The organism is Bradyrhizobium ingae, assembly GCF_055791185.1.
Genome location: NZ_JBVUBB010000055.1, coordinates 14688 through 31757 on the forward strand (window position 1 = coordinate 14688; position 17070 = coordinate 31757).

Sequence of the window (17070 nt, forward strand, 5' to 3'; positions counted from 1 at the left end):
CGCCGAAAATTGGCCCGGAATAACTGAAATTCTGCGAAAATGAGCCCCCCCTAGAGGAGTCAAACGCCGAGCTGCGGTCGCTCATCCGAATCCGAAGACGGCTCGCCTCAATCGAAGCGGCTCGTCGGCACTGCGACGCCCGCGCCGCTCTCGATGGAGAACGCAACCACCTCGACCGGCCCAAGGCCAGATAACTACCGATCGCGCCGTTAGGCGTGCAAAATCCCGAGACTCTAACTGCCGTTGAATGAAGATGAGTGGCAGGTCAGCATCTCTACCAATTGTCGGTGTTGAACCCTTTAGGGCCACTGAAAAACAATTGAATCCCCGTCTTTGCTGGTTAAGCACCGATACCTCATCGATTGCGGCCTCGACGCGTTCGAGATGCACAACGGATATCCTGGATGGTGATCTATCAATGTGGGCCTATGCGCTCACGGAGCAATAAGCGCATCTAACTCCACTCCGTTGGGGCTGCGGCGCTGCGTGGCCCTTTGCCGCTCAAAAGGCACGTGGGGTCTCTAATCTGGAAACTCCAACGTTTCTACGGTCCGCACGTCTCATCATCGCTTGGCCAGCGAACATCTTATTTCGAATCAGCTCGACGGCATCTCCAGCTACCGCTACGACATGAATGAGGGTAGCGCCATGCGTTTCGTCGAGAAGCCTGCAGCGCGATCGCGTTGCCGTCCCTCCTAAATTGGTGGGATATCCACCAATCCAGGACACAAGCAGTTGACTGCAGCATCCACTGCTTTCTTCAAGGACGCCAGCGCTCGTGCAAAATCTTGCAACGGCCGCTTGGGAAACCGCGTGTGTCGGCGAACCAGGATACGCCCCCCCCCCACAATCGAAACTTTCGCCGCCGCCTCGCCCTTTCAAAAGTGGAATTGCTGCATGAGTAGCGCATGCGAGCGACAACAATTATCGAGCCTATACGAACCTGGGCGCAATAGGCTGATCTTCACAGCCGCAGAAAACGCAATTCCAAGTGCCATTGTGAAGTATGTGGAATCCACTGTAGCTCACTTCTGCATACGAAAGCATGTCAGACAAATCCGAACCAAGGTAACATTGGCAACGAAGAGGCTCGGTACGCCGTCCGCGCTTAGGATCTCGTCAGGGACTCACTTTCCGATCGGATCGATTCGACGACAACCAGATTTGCGCCCTGCGCCGATAGTGCAATGGTTGACGCGCGACCAATCCTGAGGGAGCGCCGGTCACTATCGCAGCTCGGCTACCGATTTCCATTTCCCCCATATTTCTATCAAGCTAGGACAATTGCGGCGGGCGGATGGATCTTAAGAGCTTCGCGGTATCGCTCTGTCACGCTTTTGACCGTGCTTGCATCGACTGCAATCTCGCCTGCGGCCGATGCACGAAACAGGTCGAATATCTCCCACCCCTGAGCATTCTTCGGCATGGCTTCGTAACGCGGCACAAGATGGCAATGGAAATGAGGCACGCTCTCGTTCATCGAAGCAGTATAGATCCGCAAGGCACCCGTCACTTCCATCAACACTTTCTGCAAGTGGCGAAACGTGGGACCAAAGCTCAGGGCTTCAGCGTCGTTGAAGAACGCAATTCCCGCTACATGGCGCCGAGTTTGAACCATCATCCAGCCTGGCACCCCCCTGCCTGGCATCAAGTGGCGAACGAGCCAAAGGTCGTTTTCATAAATAATTCCTCCTGGCACCGAGGAGGCATCCAAGTTGGCTTTGCAGATATCGCAGCTTGGACTATGCATCATAGCTTCAGACTTCGCCATCATCGTGCCAGTCGATAGGCATCATGGATCAAAGTTACGGCGCGAGCGCAGTCATAAGCTGTGATTGGGGGAGGCTTGCCAACGGCCAACCGCTCAAAACACTCGTACAGCACTCGACGACAGCCGCCTACATAGCCATCCGGCACAGACACCATTTCATCTCGATCAGGGCCGAGAATGTGAACCCCACCAGCGACCTCGCGCACGATCGCTTTTTCTCCAGCTACCTTTTGCTCGGCGTCGGTCGCATTCTTTGGCCAAGTCGGTAATGTGTATCCGACCTCATTGTGAAAGATTATTCCTTTTGGCGTACGTAGGGTCACGTGCGCGTAGTCCTCGACTTCAGACTTATGAACAACGTTACTCAATACCGCCGAGACCACTGATGGCTCCTCTCCTGTGATGAACCGGCAGATGTCAAAGCCATGAGATCCAAGGTTAAGCAGCGCGCCGCCGCCAGCTTGATCCTTACTAAGCATCCAGGGCGAGTCCCACGCCACATAGCGTTGCATCGTAGGCCGGATCATTCGGAAAACGATGTGAGAAATAGCTCCAACTTCGCCGCTCTGCACCATTGAGCGCGCCATCTCTGCCCACAGAGTGAAGCGCGAGAAGTAGGGTACGCATACCCACGAATTGCGCTTTGATGCCAGCTCAGCAAGCTCCCTGACCGTTGCATCATCAATGCCCCACGGTTTTTCCATGAGAAATGGAATCCCGATTTCGACGAGGTGGCGAAATATTTCCGGCATATCGACGTGGCGCCCGAGCGCCACGATGAAATCCGGTCGTGTCCGGTCAATCATTTGCCGGTAGTCTTGAAACGGCTCAACCTTGAAGCGCTCGGCGCGATTGCGGACAATCTCTTCGTTCTCATCCGCTATCCCGACGACGTCGACATTCATATCGCGCAGCAGCTCGACATATGCGGCGTCATACGTCGAATGCCAATGGCTTACTCCCACGACCACTGCACGCTTTGGATAGGTCATCGCTCGCCCCAAGGCTTCATTTAGGATTTGTTATATTGCGCATTATAAGTTGCCGACTCTCCTGCGATCCGCCCTGTCACCAACGCTGTCGCTAAGCCGCCCATATATCCGCGCGTGCTTATGCCGCCTAGATCGCAACCTGCGGCGTAAAGATTCGCCATCGGCGTGAGCGAAAGTTCGTCCATATCTGCCTTCGTCAGGGACAAGGTAGAAGTCGTTAGAGATCTTCGCAGGACATTCATATCGAGATCGGCTTGGAGCCCACCGGCAGTGAAGGTAATGCCAGCCCGTACCATCACTGCAGTAAAGGGAGCCGTATTAAGAGGTACCGCATTCCTTTGTCTCGAGGGAAACAGTGCGCTGCCGTTCCCTTCGCTAACAGCGGCGTTATATGCACGCAGCGAGGCTAGCGCGACGTCGGACGGAACCGACCACTCAGCCAATTTGTCAGCGAGTTCTTCGAGCGTGTCGGCAGAAATAACCGGGCCGCCTGCATTGCGCGCCCGATCGATGGCAAGCTTAGGAGGATGGGCATTCTGTCCAGCGCCACTCGCTATGGACGCATCGACAATATAGATTCCTGTCGCGTTCGGCTGAGTCGCCATTGCTAGATTAAGCGCCTCTTCTCCCGTCCCTTCCGACTCGTCTACGAAACGCCGGCCTTCCAAATTTAGGGCTACGGCAAATTGCCCGTAGCGCTGCGTCAGATTGGAGAATTCATGGTGGGAGAAACGAGCGGGAGGCGCCGCCAACGCGTGACCGTAGAAGCAGTTTAGATGTGAAGAAACTGCTGCACCTGCCGTAGTGGCCGCAAGAAAGCCGTCGCCGGTGCTCCATGGATTGCTTCGGAGGTAGAGGGCGTCAGCATGGGGCGTAATGTATTGCGTGATCAAACTCGCGCTGCCCTGAAATCCGCCAGTAGCAAGCACCGATGACTTCGCTTCGACGACTATAGGTCCGTGATCATCAAACGCAACTACGCCCGAAACTTGGTCGTCGCAAACGAGCAGGCGCTGCATGCCAGTCCGGAGGCGAAGCCGTCCAGCTTTTTCGCCGAACCGCTGCGTCAGCGTCGAGGCCATAGAGCGAGGATCCGCTGCTCGGCCGCGCCCATACCACTCAAACGACGTTTCGGGCTCGAGCGCGACACCCAGCCCTTCCAGCCAAGCGAGACCAGCCGGCAGATAATCTACGACAAGCTCCTGGAGCGCTTCGTTGCCCTCGGGAATCTCCTGCTTTAACTGCCTCTTGTCGAAGAAGGTCCAGATTAGCCCATGCGATAGCAGCATAGAGCCGCCGACCCGGTTGCCCTTTTCAAGGACAACAACGTCTGCGCCTTGGTCAATTGCGGTAACCGCGGCGCAAAGACCGGCCATACCGGCTCCGATGACAACTACGTCTGCCCGCTCTCTTCTCACCCTCTGCTCATCCTCTGACTATTGAACCCGCCAAGGTTCGCCGGGCTCAACTATGCAGGCTTTGCCGTTGAGGCCATCTTCATTAATCAACATCATCACGGCCCGCGCGATATCGTTCGGTTCCAGAGCGGGCAGATCTTTAAAGCCGGCACGTCGGCTTTTGAAACGTCGCTGATCCTCGGCGTCAAGTGGCGCACTTGAGTGAGCTTCCAGGTTCGTGCGGACGAAGCCAGGGCAAACGCAATTTACTCGGATGTTCGCTTCCTCCTTCAGAAAGGTAAGGGAACGTGTGAGATTTACGACCGCGGCTTTCGTTGCGGCGTAGACCGGATCAGTGAAATGAGGCTCCAAGCCCGAGATCGAAGCGGTGTTGATTATTACGCCAGAGCCTCGTTGGCGCATTACTTCTGTTCCGTAGTGAATTCCAGACAGGACGCCCATGATGTTTACAGAGATCGCCCGCATCCAACACGACGGATCAGAATCAGGGAAACGCGGCCCCGAAAGAATTCCGGCATTGTTATGGAGGATATCCAAGCCCCCAAAACGCGACACAGCGGCATCTATCATCCGCTTGACATCATCCGGCGTCGAGACGTCAACGTGAAGCGCAAATGCCTTACCGCCATTACTTTCGATTGCGGATACTGTCTGTTGCGCGCCTTCAAGGTCGATATCACAGACAAGAATTCGCGCACCCGCCTTCGCCAATGCGTCGGCCGACGCGCGACCAATGCCAGAGCCCGCGCCCGTCACTACAGCAACTTTCCCCTCGGGAGTCATGAGATGTCCTCAACCTAATCGTTGTCCATTATTTGACTGGCCTGATGTGCTGCATCGCCCTCCATGGGCCAAGGCACCAGCCGGCGTCATACACAAGCTCATAGCTAGCGCATCTTACTGTTCCGGGATCACACGGTTCGACAAGCGGCCAACCCCGCCGATCTCCACCTCAATCAAATCGCCGGGCTTCATCCAGAGCTGCGGCCTACGCGACTCTCCTACGCCTCCGGTGGTCCCGGTAACGATCACGTCGCCAGCGTCCAGCATCGTGAATGAGGAGCAGTACGCGACAAGCGACGGGATATCGAACATGAGGTCATTAATAAACGCGCGCTGAACTTCTTCTCCATTTAGACGAGTTACCAAACTCGACCGCGTGATATCAGCGACTTCATCACACGTCACGAGGCAAGGCCCGAATGCACCGCTCGCCGGGAAGTTTTTTCCGGGAATCCATTGGCCGGAGTGCTGCTGCCAGTCGCGAATGCTCCCGTCGTTGTAACAGCTATAGCCTGCGATAACGCCAAAAGCATCTTCGCGGCTCACGTACCGGCAAGGCTTGCCAATGATTACGGCCAATTCGCCTTCAAAATCGAATTTTTCGGAGACCTTGGGGCATACCAAGCTATCGAGATGCCCAACCTGAGAACTTGCGAAACGAGTGAAGATTATTGGACGCGGTGGACGCGGCTGGTTAGTTTCAGTGATATGGCTCAGGTAGTTCAAGCCGGCACATAGGATGCGAGAGGGATTCGGAATCACCGGAAGAAACCGAATGTCCTCCAATTTGTAATCCGGAGCTTCACCCGCATACGACCGAAGTTTGTCAAACTCCACTAAGGCGGCGCGGAGGTTTTCAAACTTGGTTCGCTTAGCGAGGTCGACGACGCCGCCCCCAGAGAGCAGCCCGAAGCGTTCACGCCCCTCGACCGTGAATGAAAGTAATCTCAAGCGTTTCTCCTTTTGGCCGCTCGGCCGCGGCTGTTTCCATCGATCGAACAGGAACAACCCCGCACCCTAGGACACTCTTTGAGCTACAGCTCCAGGCATGAGCTCCGTGTGGGCGCTCGGCTTACGGCAACTCCAGGCCGATGCACGCAGCGGCGCAGTCGGCCTGAGGGGTCATCGCCTCCGGCTCGCTAACGGTGCCACCCCAACCAACTTCTCCAGACGCGGACTTCCTATCCGATCGCTCGACCTTACTTCGCTCGCCAGCCGAATTTCCGCAATGTCAGCACGAGCGTCGCCGAAATTATGCTTCATGTCTGGTAAGGCGCATGCTTTCCTCTTTGTGAGCACGACACCGACTGCTGACCGAGACGGCATGAGCGCTCATGCGAACACTAGAATGGTCTAGAAATTGAACGTCTTCTGGCGAAGGAGCATGGCTGCGCAGAACAGATCAAATCGGCCCTGCTCGGACGTCAGCCAAACTGCTGATATCCGATCGGGCCTTTTTCCTCTTGCCCACGAAGCGCGGACGGCATTCGAGCCGCGCCAGGCCGGTGGCAGCGTCACTAAGGGTCGGTCTAGGAGCCAAGATCGGGCTCTCTTCGCCCCCGATTGGCCTGCTCATTCGAGATCCGGGTAGGCTCGCGGCGTCCAGCTGGATAAGCCTTTCTAGAAGTTCATAGGCATTTCAGCTGCGCCGAGCGAACCGATCAGGTCCAGTAGCCTCTGGATCTCCAAGCGAACACACAACCCACCGGCAGATCTTTGCCAATCCCGACTATACATCCGCCGGCCAACCGAAACTAAGCGCCAGCTAAAGAAGCTTTTCAAGAACACAATTTCCGCTCGTAGCGCTCACAAACGCAGAGGGCTTCATCGCAGATTGACTGAGCATTGCCTAACCGCGGATAGGTCTCGTGCGTGTTGGGTGCGACCACAACGTCGCTATTTTCCATGCTCCTCGCCCTGAACTGCCAGCGGACCGCTCAGCAGATGGCATGCCGCTTCGCGGCCGTCGGCGAGCTTTATGAGCGATGGATTCTCGGACGCGCAGATCGGCATCGCATGTGGACATCGCGGATGGAACTTGCAGCCGCTTGGCGGTTCGAGCGCGCTGCCAGTGTCGTCAAACCCCTCGGCTGCTTTCGGCACGTAGTCCGGATCGGGACGTGGAACCGCAGCCAACAGCGCCTGCGTGTAGGGGTGCTTCGGCGCCGTAAAGATCTGCTCGCTTTTGCCGCATTCGACCACGCTGCCGAGGTAGAGCACCGCGATACGCGCTGACAGATGCTCGACCAGCGCCAGATCGTGCGCGATCAAGAGGTATGTCAGACCGAACTTCTCCTGGATGTCCATCAGCAGGTTTAGCACCTGCGCGCGGATCGACACGTCGAGGGCCGAGGTCGGTTCATCGAGGATGATGATGCGCGGTTCGAGCGCAAGCGCCCGCGCGATCGCGATGCGCTGGCGCTGTCCACCAGAGAATTCATGCGGATAGAGATCCGCCGACGCCGCCGGCAGACCAACGATGTCCAGGAGCTCGGCGACGCGCGCATTGAGCGTCGCTCGATCGCGTTTGTAGTGCGCAAGAATTGGCTCGGTGATGATCCGACGCACCGTAAGGCGTGGGTTGAGGGAGGCGTAAGGGTCCTGAAACACCGCCTGCACCTGCCGGCGGTAATTCTTGATCTCGTATCTCGACATGTCGCCGAGACTCTTGCCGTCGAAGGTCACCGCCCCGCTGGTCGGTCGCTCCAGCATCAGCACGAGCTTGGCGATTGTGGTCTTGCCGCAACCGGATTCACCCACGAGGGCCACGGTCTGCCCCTCCGGAATCTCGAGGTTGACTTTCTCCGCCGCGCGCACAACGGCGTTGCCGCGATCAGTGCGGATGGTGAAATGTTTGGAGAGGTCGCGAAGTTCGAGGCCCATCTGTCGCTTTACCTGTGTCGCTACTGCTTCGCTGCGAGCCAGCAATTGACCACATGGCCGTCGCCCAGCTCGGTCGCCGGCGGATAGTCGTCGCAGGCGGCCATCCGCTTCGGGCAGCGCGGCGCGAAGCGGCAGCCCGTCGGCAGGTCCATCAGATTCGGCGGCTGTCCGGGAATCGCGGCGAGCCGTTTGCGTTTTTGGCCGAGATGCGGGATCGCTTCCAGTAGGGCCTGGGTATAGGGATGCTGGGGGTTGCGGTAGATGTCGCGCACCTTGCCAGTTTCGATGATCCTACCAGCGTACATCACCGCAATGCGGTGGCAGAGCCCGGCGACGATTGAAAGATCATGAGTGATGAGGATGATTCCGAGCTTCGAGTCACGTTGGATGCTGCGCAGCAGGCTCATGATCTGCACCTGGATGGTAACGTCGAGCGCGGTTGTCGGCTCGTCGGCGATCAACAGGCGTGGCGAGCAGGCGATCGCCATGGCGGTTACGACACGCTGGCGCATGCCGCCGGAAAATTGATGCGGATAATTCTTCAGCCGCCGCTCCGGTGAGGGAATCCGGACTCGCCGAAGCCCAGCCGTGGCAGCAGTCTTCGCCTCGCGAACGGTCCTGACCAGCTTGTGGTAGAGAAACGGTCCAGAGACCTGGTCGCCGACCGTGAAAACCGGATTGAGCGAGGTCATCGGGTCTTGCGAGATCATCGCTACCTTTGGACCCCGCACGCGGCTCGCCATCTCCTCTTCGGTGAGATGCAGCAGGTCCTCGCCGTCGAGCCTCACACTGCCCTCCAGCCTGGCGTCGCCGTGGATCGGCAGGAGGCGCAGGAGCGAGAGGCAGGTCATTGTCTTGCCTGAGCCGGACTCGCCGACGATGCCGAGCGTCTCGCCTTCGTGGACATTAAATGAAACGCCATCCACGGCCTTCACCACGCCACGGCGCAGATGCAGATGCATTTGCAGGTTCTCGACTTGCAGAAGTGGTGCGGCGGTCACAGTTGTCTCCGTTTCGGGTCGAGCAGGTCGCGTAACCAGTCGCCGACCAGATTCGAGGAAAGGCAGGTCAACATGATGACGATGCCCGGCATCGTGATCCCCCACCAGGCATAGGTGATGTACTGCCGCGCGTCGGCGAGCATTAGACCCCAAGACGTGTTGGGCGCCTGGATGCCTAGCCCCAGGAATGACAGCGAGGCCTCGAAGATGATCACCTGACCGACCTGCAGCGTCATCAGGATCAGAAGCGTGTTGAAGATATTGGGCAAGAGGTGCCGGAAGAAGATCGTAAGCGGACCGCAGCCGGCGATTTTGGCGAATAATACGTAATCCCGCTCGCGCAACGACAGGATCTCGCTGCGGATGATGCGGCAATACCAGGTCCAGTACGTGAGTACGATTACAATCACAACGGTGGATAGACCAGGACCCATCGATGCAGAAATGATTAGCGCCAGCGCGAGACTGGGAATTGCCATCATGATCTCGGCAATGCGGATGATCACCGCGTCGACGATGCCGCCAAAGTATCCGGCGATGATTCCAAGCATCGTGCCGATCGCGCCGGAAAACACGATCGCATAGAGAGCGACGATCACGGATATCTGCGCACCGGCGATGATGCGCGAGAAGACGTCTCGGCCGAGATTGTCGGTGCCGAGCAGATATTCGTAGCTGCCGCCGGCCTGCCAGAATGGCGGTCGGAACGCGGCGGCGAGGTTCAGCCCATTGGGATCCTGAGGGGCGAAGCTCTCTCCACCGATGGCTGCGACAATGATGAGCAACAGAATCAGGATCGGAATCCAAGGCGCGCCCTTCAGACGGTAACGGACTAGAAACGGCCGCGGAGTCGTGCCCACGACGGCAGTAACAGGAGTTGGTGCCGAGATTGCACTCACGGACGGATCCTCGGATCGATGATGCTGTAGGACAGGTCGACGAGAAAGTTCGACAGCACGAACAGCATCGACGTGACGAGAACGCCCGCCTGCACCACCGGATAGTCGCGCGCAAACACCGCTTCGACGACCGTTCGTCCAAGTCCGGGCCAGGCGAATACCGTCTCGACCACGAACGAGCCGCTCAGCATCGAGGCGAAGTAGACGCCCATGATGGTAACAAGCGGCAACAGCGCGTTGCGGAAGGCGTACTTCCAGATCAGCAGGCGCTCCGGCGTGCCGACGGAACGCCCCATCCGAATGTAGTCGCTGTCGAGCACCTCGAGCATACCGGAACGGATGACGCGCGTCTGCGCTGCGACCGGATACCAGCCAAGCGCGATCGCTGGGAGGATCACGTGCTGAACGCCGTCTGCACCGAAGGCGGGCAGCCATTGCAGGGTGACCGCGAATACGAGGATAAGGATAAGCCCAACCCAAAACGACGGCACTGCCTGGCCCAACATGGCGATGATCCGTCCGATTTGGTCGACCCATGAGCCCCGATACACCGCCGACAGCACACCGAGCGGAATCGCGAGCGCGAGGCTAAAGGCGAACGCCGCCGTGGCCAGGTAGATAGTCGCCGGCAATCGATCGAACACAAGTGCCAACGCCGGCATCTGCCATCGATAGGATTGGCCAAAATCGCCCTGGACCGCCTTCCATAGGAACAGCAGGAACTGCTCCCACATCGGGCGATCGAGCCCGAGTTCTTGTCGCAGGGCAGTAATCGCCGACTGCGGGGCGTCCATCGGCAGCATAAGCGCGACTGGATCGCCCGAAAGGCGCGAAATCACGAAAATGATTACGCTCGCGCCGAGAATGCTCACCAGGGCATTGAGCAGCCCTTTGGCAAAAACCGCCTTCATCATTGCCTCTTATCGCGGGAGAGACGGGCTATGGTTTAAAGCTGACTTCCTGGAACTGACGCCACGATCCGGGAGACGGCCACGGCCGGAACTCAACGTTGTCGCGCCACGCGAACGTATTGACGGGGCGGTACGTCGTCACGCCGCCGAGCACATTTTCATGCTTGTAGCGGGCAATCTGCTTAATGATCTCCACCCGCCTCTCCGGGTTCATGGTCATCTTCAACTCTTCGATCATCGCGTCGACTTTTGCATCATTGGTATTTGAAAAAGAGCCAAATCCTTGTCCCGGCACATAGCTGTGTAGCATGCCAGCCCAAGGCTCAGCCGGATCGCCCGGCAGACCGTGACCCCACATCGACATCAAGATGCCGTCGATCTCGGAACGCGTTGCTCGGCGACTGAGATTGAGCCACGCCGAGTACTCGAGCTGCTGCACCCTACAACGAATGCCGACAGCGCCGAGATAGGCGAACACTGCCTCACCCATTTCCTTAATGTTCGGCTCACGCGGCGTGATCAGGTTGTAGCACGTTGTGTCGAAGCCGTTCGGATAGCCAGCTTCAGCAAGCAACTGCCTCGCTTTTCGTGGGTCGTACGCGTTCGGCTTGAGCTCCGGGTCGTAACCCGTCGAGCCACGCCAAACCTCCGTGTACCGCTCCCCCTGCCCAAACAATACATTCTTGATGATGGCGTCGACGTCGACCGCATGGGCAGCGGCCAGCCGCACCCCCAACTTGCTGAAAGGCGAATCCGGCTTGTAAGCAGTGAAGTCGATGTAGAGGTTATTCAGAGAAGCCGCCGTGAATGTTTTCACCCCCGGCATCTTTTTGATATCCGCGACCACGGACACCGGGACCGCGTCGATCCAATCAACGGCACCCGATTTGAATGCAGCGACACGCGTCAAATCCTCCGGAATGACTTTCAAAACGAGATTCTTAACTTTGGGACGCACATCCTTGTTCCAGTAATCATCGAACGCCTGGAGCCGCATCTCCTCTTTGACCGAGCGCGACACGAACTTCCACGGACCAGTGCCGACCGGAGCCTTCTCGAAACCTGCCTCACCCACCTTTTCGAAGTATTTCTTTGGTATCGCCCATAGCTGCAGCGAATTAATAATATAACTCGCATCAGGCGACTTGAAATGCAGCTTGAAGTGATGGTCGTCAACGATTTCGAATCGTTCGACGCTCGCCTGCAGGTTACTCCAAGGCGAAACTTTTGGATCCTTTAGTCGATCATAGGCAAACTGGAAATCCTCCGAGGTGAGCGGGTCCCCATTGTGAAACTTCACACCATTTCGAATATGCACATCGATGATCGACTTGTCCGCCGTCCCTTCGATACTCCAAGATTCCGCAAGCCAGTTAACCGGCTTCAGATCGGGCCCGTAGCGGACCAGCTGTTCAAACATTTGGCTGTAGAAGTATCCGTCGACACCGGCTGAGGACCTTGTCGGATCGATCACGGTCGCCTCGGCGGCGAGCGCGGCAACGAGCGTGTCCTTGGTTTGGGCTGAGACAGTTGCGTTGAGCGCGAGTAAGCCAAATGCCGCCGCAAGAACACGCAGGACGACCATTCTTTCCTCCCTGTTTGTTCTGCGACCGTAACGGGCTGCTCAAGTTCAAAACCGCTAAAAATTGGCCTAGCACTAGGGAAATTGCGCAGAAAATATTAGAACTCCGCAGTTTAAATGCCGAGCGACGATCTTGAACATCTATCGCCGGCCGGCACTTTGCATCGAGACGGCGCGCCGGGAATGCGAAACCCACGCTCTCGAAACAGCGCCGCCGGCTGACCTCGTCCCCCAGATGGCCGCTCAAAGCGGCCATAGGTCGAATGAATACGGCGGGCGTCCACCTCCTTTTCGCCGGGATGGGATCTTGACGTCGCGACCATGAAGGTTGTGGCAGAGAGTACATAGGCTTCGAGCAAGTTGAAGATCGGCCTGACCGCAAAGACCCCCGCGCCCGCTTTGTAGCGCCAGTCCTGTCGGTACAAAGGCTGATACTGACCAACTTTTTTCGACAGGATTTGCCGCCAGAAGTGGCGGTCCGATGGTCCCGGTGGCGAAGGCCGCAAAACTCAACGACAAAGCTCGGCCCACGCTGCACGGACGCCAACAATCTTAGGGATCGCGCCGGTCGATGCTGGACAACAGCAAGCTCTTCTTCGCCCATGCCGCCTGCTCGGCGACAGCAGACAAACGACAATCCTCCAGTTCTTCGTAAACAGACCCTCGCTTTGGCCATCATGCCAAATCGCCTCGGCGTCCACGGAAGCAACAGCACATTTCGCCGACCGCCAGCATTGGCAAACGCCCTGTCCGGCGCTGCAGGTCAGCGCTTGATAGCGCGCGTCAAAAGCGAACCCTATCAGCCGTCTCGCCTCCTTATCTGGTCCTTTTCCTCGGGTCGTTATTCAGTTTTGACCTCTGCTCCTACAGTGAAAACCAGAATACTGGCCCCATGATGGAACTGGCGGTTTCTGCCAATCCAATGGATAGCGGACGAGAGATCCAGTCGCTCCCCGCGCCTGAAACACCCTGGACAAGAGCTACTTGCAATTTTCAAGCGCCGCGACGGATTCCCTCAAAAAGCGGACGCCAATGCAGGAAATCGGCTGAGCGGCGCGAAATCGCGGCGCAAATATCTTTGATGCGACAGTAAGCTAGCCATAATTCAACAACCTGCGCGTGAGCTTTGGATGTCCCTTCAGACCGCTCGGCATAAAACCTCGCATTTGGTCGCTATTGCTAGGGAGCGCCTGCAAAATCTGCGTCGTCGCGATTTTGTTGCGGGCGCCGCGCTGATCGATGGCCGCTGGATTGCGGGTGAGCAACGAGACGTTGTGATCGATCCTGCAACTGGAGAGGAAGTAGCGAACGTTGCTCGTTGCAATGCTGCGGATATGAACATTGCGATCGCTGCAGCTGAACGATCCTTTAGGGCATGGCGCGAGCTATTGCCAGCAAGGCGAGGAGACGTTCTCCGGTCGTGGGCATCGTTGATGCGTCACCATCTGGAAGAACTCGCCGTCCTAGTCACTGTTGAGCAGGGAAAACCGATCGCTGAGGCCCGGTACGAAATTGGCTATGGTGCCGGATTTCTCGAGTGGTTCGCCGCGGAGGGTGAGCGCGCATACGGTGAGACGATCCCCAGCCACAAGCCCACGAGTCTGCTTCATGTGCGTAAACAGCCGATCGGCATCGCGGCTGCGATCACGCCATGGAATTTTCCTGTCGCCATGATCACACGAAAGGCTGGGGCGGCTCTTGCCGCTGGTTGTCCGATCATTGCGAAGCCTGCTCCCGAGACGCCACTGTCTGCTCTTGCGATAGCGAGGTTGGCCGCGGAAGCCGGCGTTCCGGATGGGGTCTTTCAAGTTCTCGTCGGTGATCCTGTTGCTCTTTCGACATCTCTGTTGCGCGATTCAAGGGTGCGCGCCCTCTCCTTCACGGGATCCACGCAAGTTGGCCGGCTGCTTTTGGAAGGCGCCGCGGAGACAGTAAAGAAGGTATCGCTCGAACTCGGGGGGCATGCCCCATTTCTGGTCTTTGACGACGTTGATCTCGAAAAGGCTGTCAAAGGGGCAATGGCGGCCAAATTTGCGACATCTGGGCAGGATTGCTTGGCGGCCAACCGCATTTACGTGCAAAGGCGTGTGTACGACGACTTCGTCGAGGCGTTTGCGGCAGCAATGGCTCGCCTCAATGTTGGTCATGGTTTGGAGCCCGCAACAGATATCGGCCCAATGACGAAGCTGTCAGTCGCCGATAAATGCAGGGCTCACATCGACGATGCTTTGGCAAAGGGAGCGCGAGCAATTTGCGCGAACCAAGACGAGTGGCTGGGACAGAACTTCGTGTCTCCGACGCTGCTGAGCGGTGTCACGGACGACATGCTCATTGCTCGTGAAGAGACATTTGGCCCAGTGGCTGCAGTACTTCCATTTGATTCGGAAGAAGAGGTCCTCGCCAGAGCCAACGCGAGCGAGATGGGGTTAGCGGCGTATGTCTACACGGACAGCCTGCGTCGAGCGTTGCGACTGTCCGAGAGCATCGAGTGCGGCATGGTGGGTATCAATACAGCTTCGTTCACGGGGCCGCCCATTCCCTTCGGTGGATGGAAGCAATCCGGACTCGGTCGCGAAGGTTCACGACACGGAATCGATGAATACATGGAATCTAAATACGTCTGCTTCGGCGATTTGGCGGCTTAGGAGAATTCGGTATGACTGAAATTAAGAACATCGCTGCACTCGATCGCTCAAGCGTCCTTCATCCTTTTACTCAACTCAAGGAATATGCGAGCGGCAAGATCGGTGATCCCACGATCGTCGCTGGGGGTAAAGGGATCCGAATCGAAGACGCGCAGGGACATAGTTACATCGACGGTTTTGCTGGCCTGTACTGTGTGAACATTGGATACGGCCGGACCGAAGTGGCGGAGGCGATTGCACGGCAGGCTTACAAGCTGGCATACTACCACACCTATGCAGCCCATACGACCGAGGAGCTCGCGATTCTATCGGATCGACTCGTACGAATGGCACCAGGTAAGCCCAGTAAGGTGTTTTTTGGGCTTTCCGGATCGGACGCGAATGAAACCCAGGCCAAGCTCGTTTGGTACTATAACAATCTGCGGGGGCAGCCTAAGAAGAAGAAGATCATCTCGCGCGAGCGCGGCTATCACGGCTGCTCGGTTATTTCCGGTTCAATGACAGGTATGTCGTTCTACCATGATCATATGGATCTTCCATTTCCAGGCATCTTGCACACCGGCACGCCGCACTACTATTGGGGCGCTGAACCGGGTGAGACGGAAGAGTCCTTTTCTCGGCGGCGCGCGGCCGAGCTTGAACAGCTGATCCTGCGAGAGGGACCCGAAACAATTGGCGCCTTCATCGCTGAGCCGGTGCTGGGTACGGGCGGAATTACGCCGCCCCCTACTGGCTACTGGCGTGAAGTTCAGGCCGTGCTTAGGCGATATGACATTCTTCTGATCGCCGACGAGGTAATTTGTGGATTCGGCCGGACCGGCGCTGACTTTGGCAGCACGCTGTATGGGATCGAGCCAGATCTGGTGACAGTCGCGAAGGGTCTGACATCCGGATACATGCCCCTCTCTGGAGCCATTGTCGGTGAGAGGGTCTACGCTGTTATCGAGGAAGCGGCGGATCGGGTCGGATCGTTTTCGCACGGCTATACCTACTCCGGTCATCCGATCGCGGCCGCCGCCGCTAATGCAGTTCTTGATATCGTCGAAAAGGAGCGACTAAGCGATCGTGCGCGGATTGTCGGCTCGCATTTCCAAAAGCGCCTCAAGGAACGGTTCGCGCAGCTGGAAATAGTGGGCGAGGTACGAGGCGTGGGCTTACTTGGCGCCGTCGAATTCGTTGCAGATCGACAGGGTAAGCGTCGATTTGATCCCGAACTCAAAGTTGGTGCCCGTATCTCGAAGGCAGCCCGTGATCGGGGGCTTATCGCCCGCGCAATGCCACATGGCGACATTCTCGGATTCGCTCCTCCTCTTGTTGTATCGGAGGCGGAGATCGACGAGATTGTTGATCTGGCCTATCGTGCGACAAAGCAAGTCATGGACGAACTCGCGAAGGACGCTTGAGCGCACGGTTCAAGCGCCTTTCAGGTCGGCCGATATCGTCAGCGACGACATCGGTTCATAGTTGGCACGGACCGGCAGTTGTCGGAATTTGGCACGGACCGTGTCGGGACGGCCGACGCGAAGCAGCGCTTCCTGGCTTCGCTCATCGAGGAAAGGCGCACCTCCAGTTCGGGTCGATGCGGAGGTGCTTAATAAGCAGTGCTGAGACCAACGTGAGTTAGATCTCCAAGAGCCCGCGGCGATGCTCCGCCAAGGGCTCTTCTTTTTTGGTGCCGCGCCGCTTCGATCGGTGCCGAAGCCTTCACGCGGTAGGCCTGCCGATCTTTTGCGTAAGCTCAAGGTCCTCGGCGAACAAGGTGCGGTCGATCTGAGATCGATGGTGATGGGGGCAGACGGTTACGGATCGAAAGTTACGCGCGACATCAGGGCCGGACAGCTCCGACTTGGTCTGCAATGCTGAGCCCCCCTTCAAGCCGTGAGGCTGGAATTCGTCGAAAATGCACGGCTGTTCGTGGAACTTGTGTGAGCCCCTGAAAGAGAGAGGCTTTGCCGCGGGCTGACATGATGGTTGAGAACTGTCCGCACTCTCACTTTGATCGCCGCGCCGCATGCGGCCGTCGTCGAGGAAGCGGGTGAACGCACTCCAGCGCTTGAGCAGTCGAGTAGCGGAGAGGAATTTCACCTCTCCGCCCTCACGAATCCGGACATGAAACTCGCGCTTCATCCGGCTTCTATCATCCAGCCGCGGGTCGAATGCCGGCCGTCCACAGGTACATCAGCTT

13 protein-coding genes are annotated in these 17070 nt (G+C 57.5%); 2 read left to right on the forward strand and 11 right to left on the reverse strand.

Annotated elements, in window-relative coordinates; genetic code table 11:
• Positions 1-1270 precede the first annotated feature (1270 nt).
• The 10 genes from ACV1FX_RS38990 to ACV1FX_RS39035 form a co-directional block, all read right to left on the reverse strand.
• Positions 1271-1774 (reverse strand): HIT family protein, encoded by a 504-nt coding sequence (locus ACV1FX_RS38990; protein ID WP_473122812.1) that lies wholly within the window; start codon positions 1772-1774, stop codon positions 1271-1273.
• Complete coding sequence (locus ACV1FX_RS38995) at positions 1771-2763, reverse strand: Gfo/Idh/MocA family protein (RefSeq protein WP_473122813.1); 993 nt, start codon at positions 2761-2763, stop codon at positions 1771-1773. The genes ACV1FX_RS38990 and ACV1FX_RS38995 overlap by 4 nt, the downstream gene beginning before the upstream one ends.
• A gap of 20 nt (positions 2764-2783) precedes the next feature.
• Complete coding sequence (locus tag ACV1FX_RS39000; protein WP_473122814.1) at positions 2784-4181, reverse strand: FAD-dependent oxidoreductase; 1398 nt, start codon at positions 4179-4181, stop codon at positions 2784-2786.
• Positions 4182-4199: 18 nt separating this feature from the next.
• Entirely contained in the window at positions 4200-4964 is a 765-nt protein-coding gene (locus ACV1FX_RS39005) for an SDR family NAD(P)-dependent oxidoreductase (protein ID WP_473122815.1), read from the reverse strand.
• Between the two features lie 114 nt (positions 4965-5078).
• Positions 5079-5972, reverse strand: a complete 894-nt coding sequence (locus ACV1FX_RS39010; RefSeq protein WP_473122816.1) for a fumarylacetoacetate hydrolase family protein — start codon at positions 5970-5972, stop codon at positions 5079-5081.
• 888 nt (positions 5973-6860) lie between these two features.
• Entirely contained in the window at positions 6861-7847 is a 987-nt protein-coding gene (locus ACV1FX_RS39015) for an ABC transporter ATP-binding protein (protein WP_473122817.1), read from the reverse strand.
• A gap of 20 nt (positions 7848-7867) precedes the next feature.
• The gene (locus tag ACV1FX_RS39020) at positions 7868-8848 is read right to left on the reverse strand and encodes an ABC transporter ATP-binding protein (protein ID WP_473122818.1); all 981 of its coding nucleotides are present in this window, start codon (positions 8846-8848) and stop codon (positions 7868-7870) included.
• A complete protein-coding gene (locus ACV1FX_RS39025) occupies positions 8845-9747 on the reverse strand; it encodes an ABC transporter permease (protein WP_473122819.1) in 903 nt (300 codons plus the stop codon). Before ACV1FX_RS39025 ends, ACV1FX_RS39020 begins: the two co-directional genes overlap by 4 nt.
• The gene (locus ACV1FX_RS39030; RefSeq protein ID WP_473122820.1) at positions 9744-10658 is read right to left on the reverse strand and encodes an ABC transporter permease; all 915 of its coding nucleotides are present in this window, start codon (positions 10656-10658) and stop codon (positions 9744-9746) included. Before ACV1FX_RS39030 ends, ACV1FX_RS39025 begins: the two co-directional genes overlap by 4 nt.
• Before the next feature lie 28 nt (positions 10659-10686).
• On the reverse strand, positions 10687-12243 hold the full coding sequence (locus tag ACV1FX_RS39035) for an ABC transporter substrate-binding protein (protein WP_473122821.1): 1557 nt from the start codon (positions 12241-12243) through the stop codon (positions 10687-10689).
• A 1127-nt stretch (positions 12244-13370) separates the two neighbouring features.
• Here ACV1FX_RS39035 and ACV1FX_RS39040 point away from each other — a divergent pair.
• Positions 13371-14885: an NAD-dependent succinate-semialdehyde dehydrogenase gene (locus tag ACV1FX_RS39040; protein ID WP_473122822.1), complete on the forward strand. Its 1515-nt coding sequence runs from the start codon at positions 13371-13373 to the stop codon at positions 14883-14885.
• 11 nt (positions 14886-14896) lie between these two features.
• A complete protein-coding gene (locus ACV1FX_RS39045) occupies positions 14897-16288 on the forward strand; it encodes an aminotransferase (RefSeq protein ID WP_473122823.1) in 1392 nt (463 codons plus the stop codon).
• Positions 16289-16589: 301 nt separating this feature from the next.
• Here the strand turns inward: ACV1FX_RS39045 and ACV1FX_RS39050 are convergent, their stop codons facing one another.
• Positions 16590-17012: a hypothetical protein gene (locus tag ACV1FX_RS39050; RefSeq protein WP_473122824.1), complete on the reverse strand. Its 423-nt coding sequence runs from the start codon at positions 17010-17012 to the stop codon at positions 16590-16592.
• Between the last annotated feature and the right edge of the window lie 58 nt (positions 17013-17070).

What these genes read in the sequence shown, in the direction of transcription:
- ACV1FX_RS39035 (WP_473122821.1), bottom strand. Translation starts at nt 12,243, where the DNA reads ATGGTCGTCCTGCGTGTTCTTGCGGCGGCATTTGGCTTACTCGCGCTC.
- ACV1FX_RS39050 (WP_473122824.1), bottom strand. Translation starts at nt 17,012, where the DNA reads ATGAAGCGCGAGTTTCATGTCCGGATTCGTGAGGGCGGAGAGGTGAAA.
- ACV1FX_RS38995 (WP_473122813.1), bottom strand. Translation starts at nt 2,763, where the DNA reads ATGACCTATCCAAAGCGTGCAGTGGTCGTGGGAGTAAGCCATTGGCAT.
- ACV1FX_RS39045 (WP_473122823.1), top strand. Translation starts at nt 14,897, where the DNA reads ATGACTGAAATTAAGAACATCGCTGCACTCGATCGCTCAAGCGTCCTT.
- ACV1FX_RS39015 (WP_473122817.1), bottom strand. Translation starts at nt 7,847, where the DNA reads ATGGGCCTCGAACTTCGCGACCTCTCCAAACATTTCACCATCCGCACT.
- ACV1FX_RS39040 (WP_473122822.1), top strand. Translation starts at nt 13,371, where the DNA reads ATGTCCCTTCAGACCGCTCGGCATAAAACCTCGCATTTGGTCGCTATT.
- ACV1FX_RS39030 (WP_473122820.1), bottom strand. Translation starts at nt 10,658, where the DNA reads ATGAAGGCGGTTTTTGCCAAAGGGCTGCTCAATGCCCTGGTGAGCATT.
- ACV1FX_RS38990 (WP_473122812.1), bottom strand. Translation starts at nt 1,774, where the DNA reads ATGATGGCGAAGTCTGAAGCTATGATGCATAGTCCAAGCTGCGATATC.
- ACV1FX_RS39005 (WP_473122815.1), bottom strand. Translation starts at nt 4,964, where the DNA reads ATGACTCCCGAGGGGAAAGTTGCTGTAGTGACGGGCGCGGGCTCTGGC.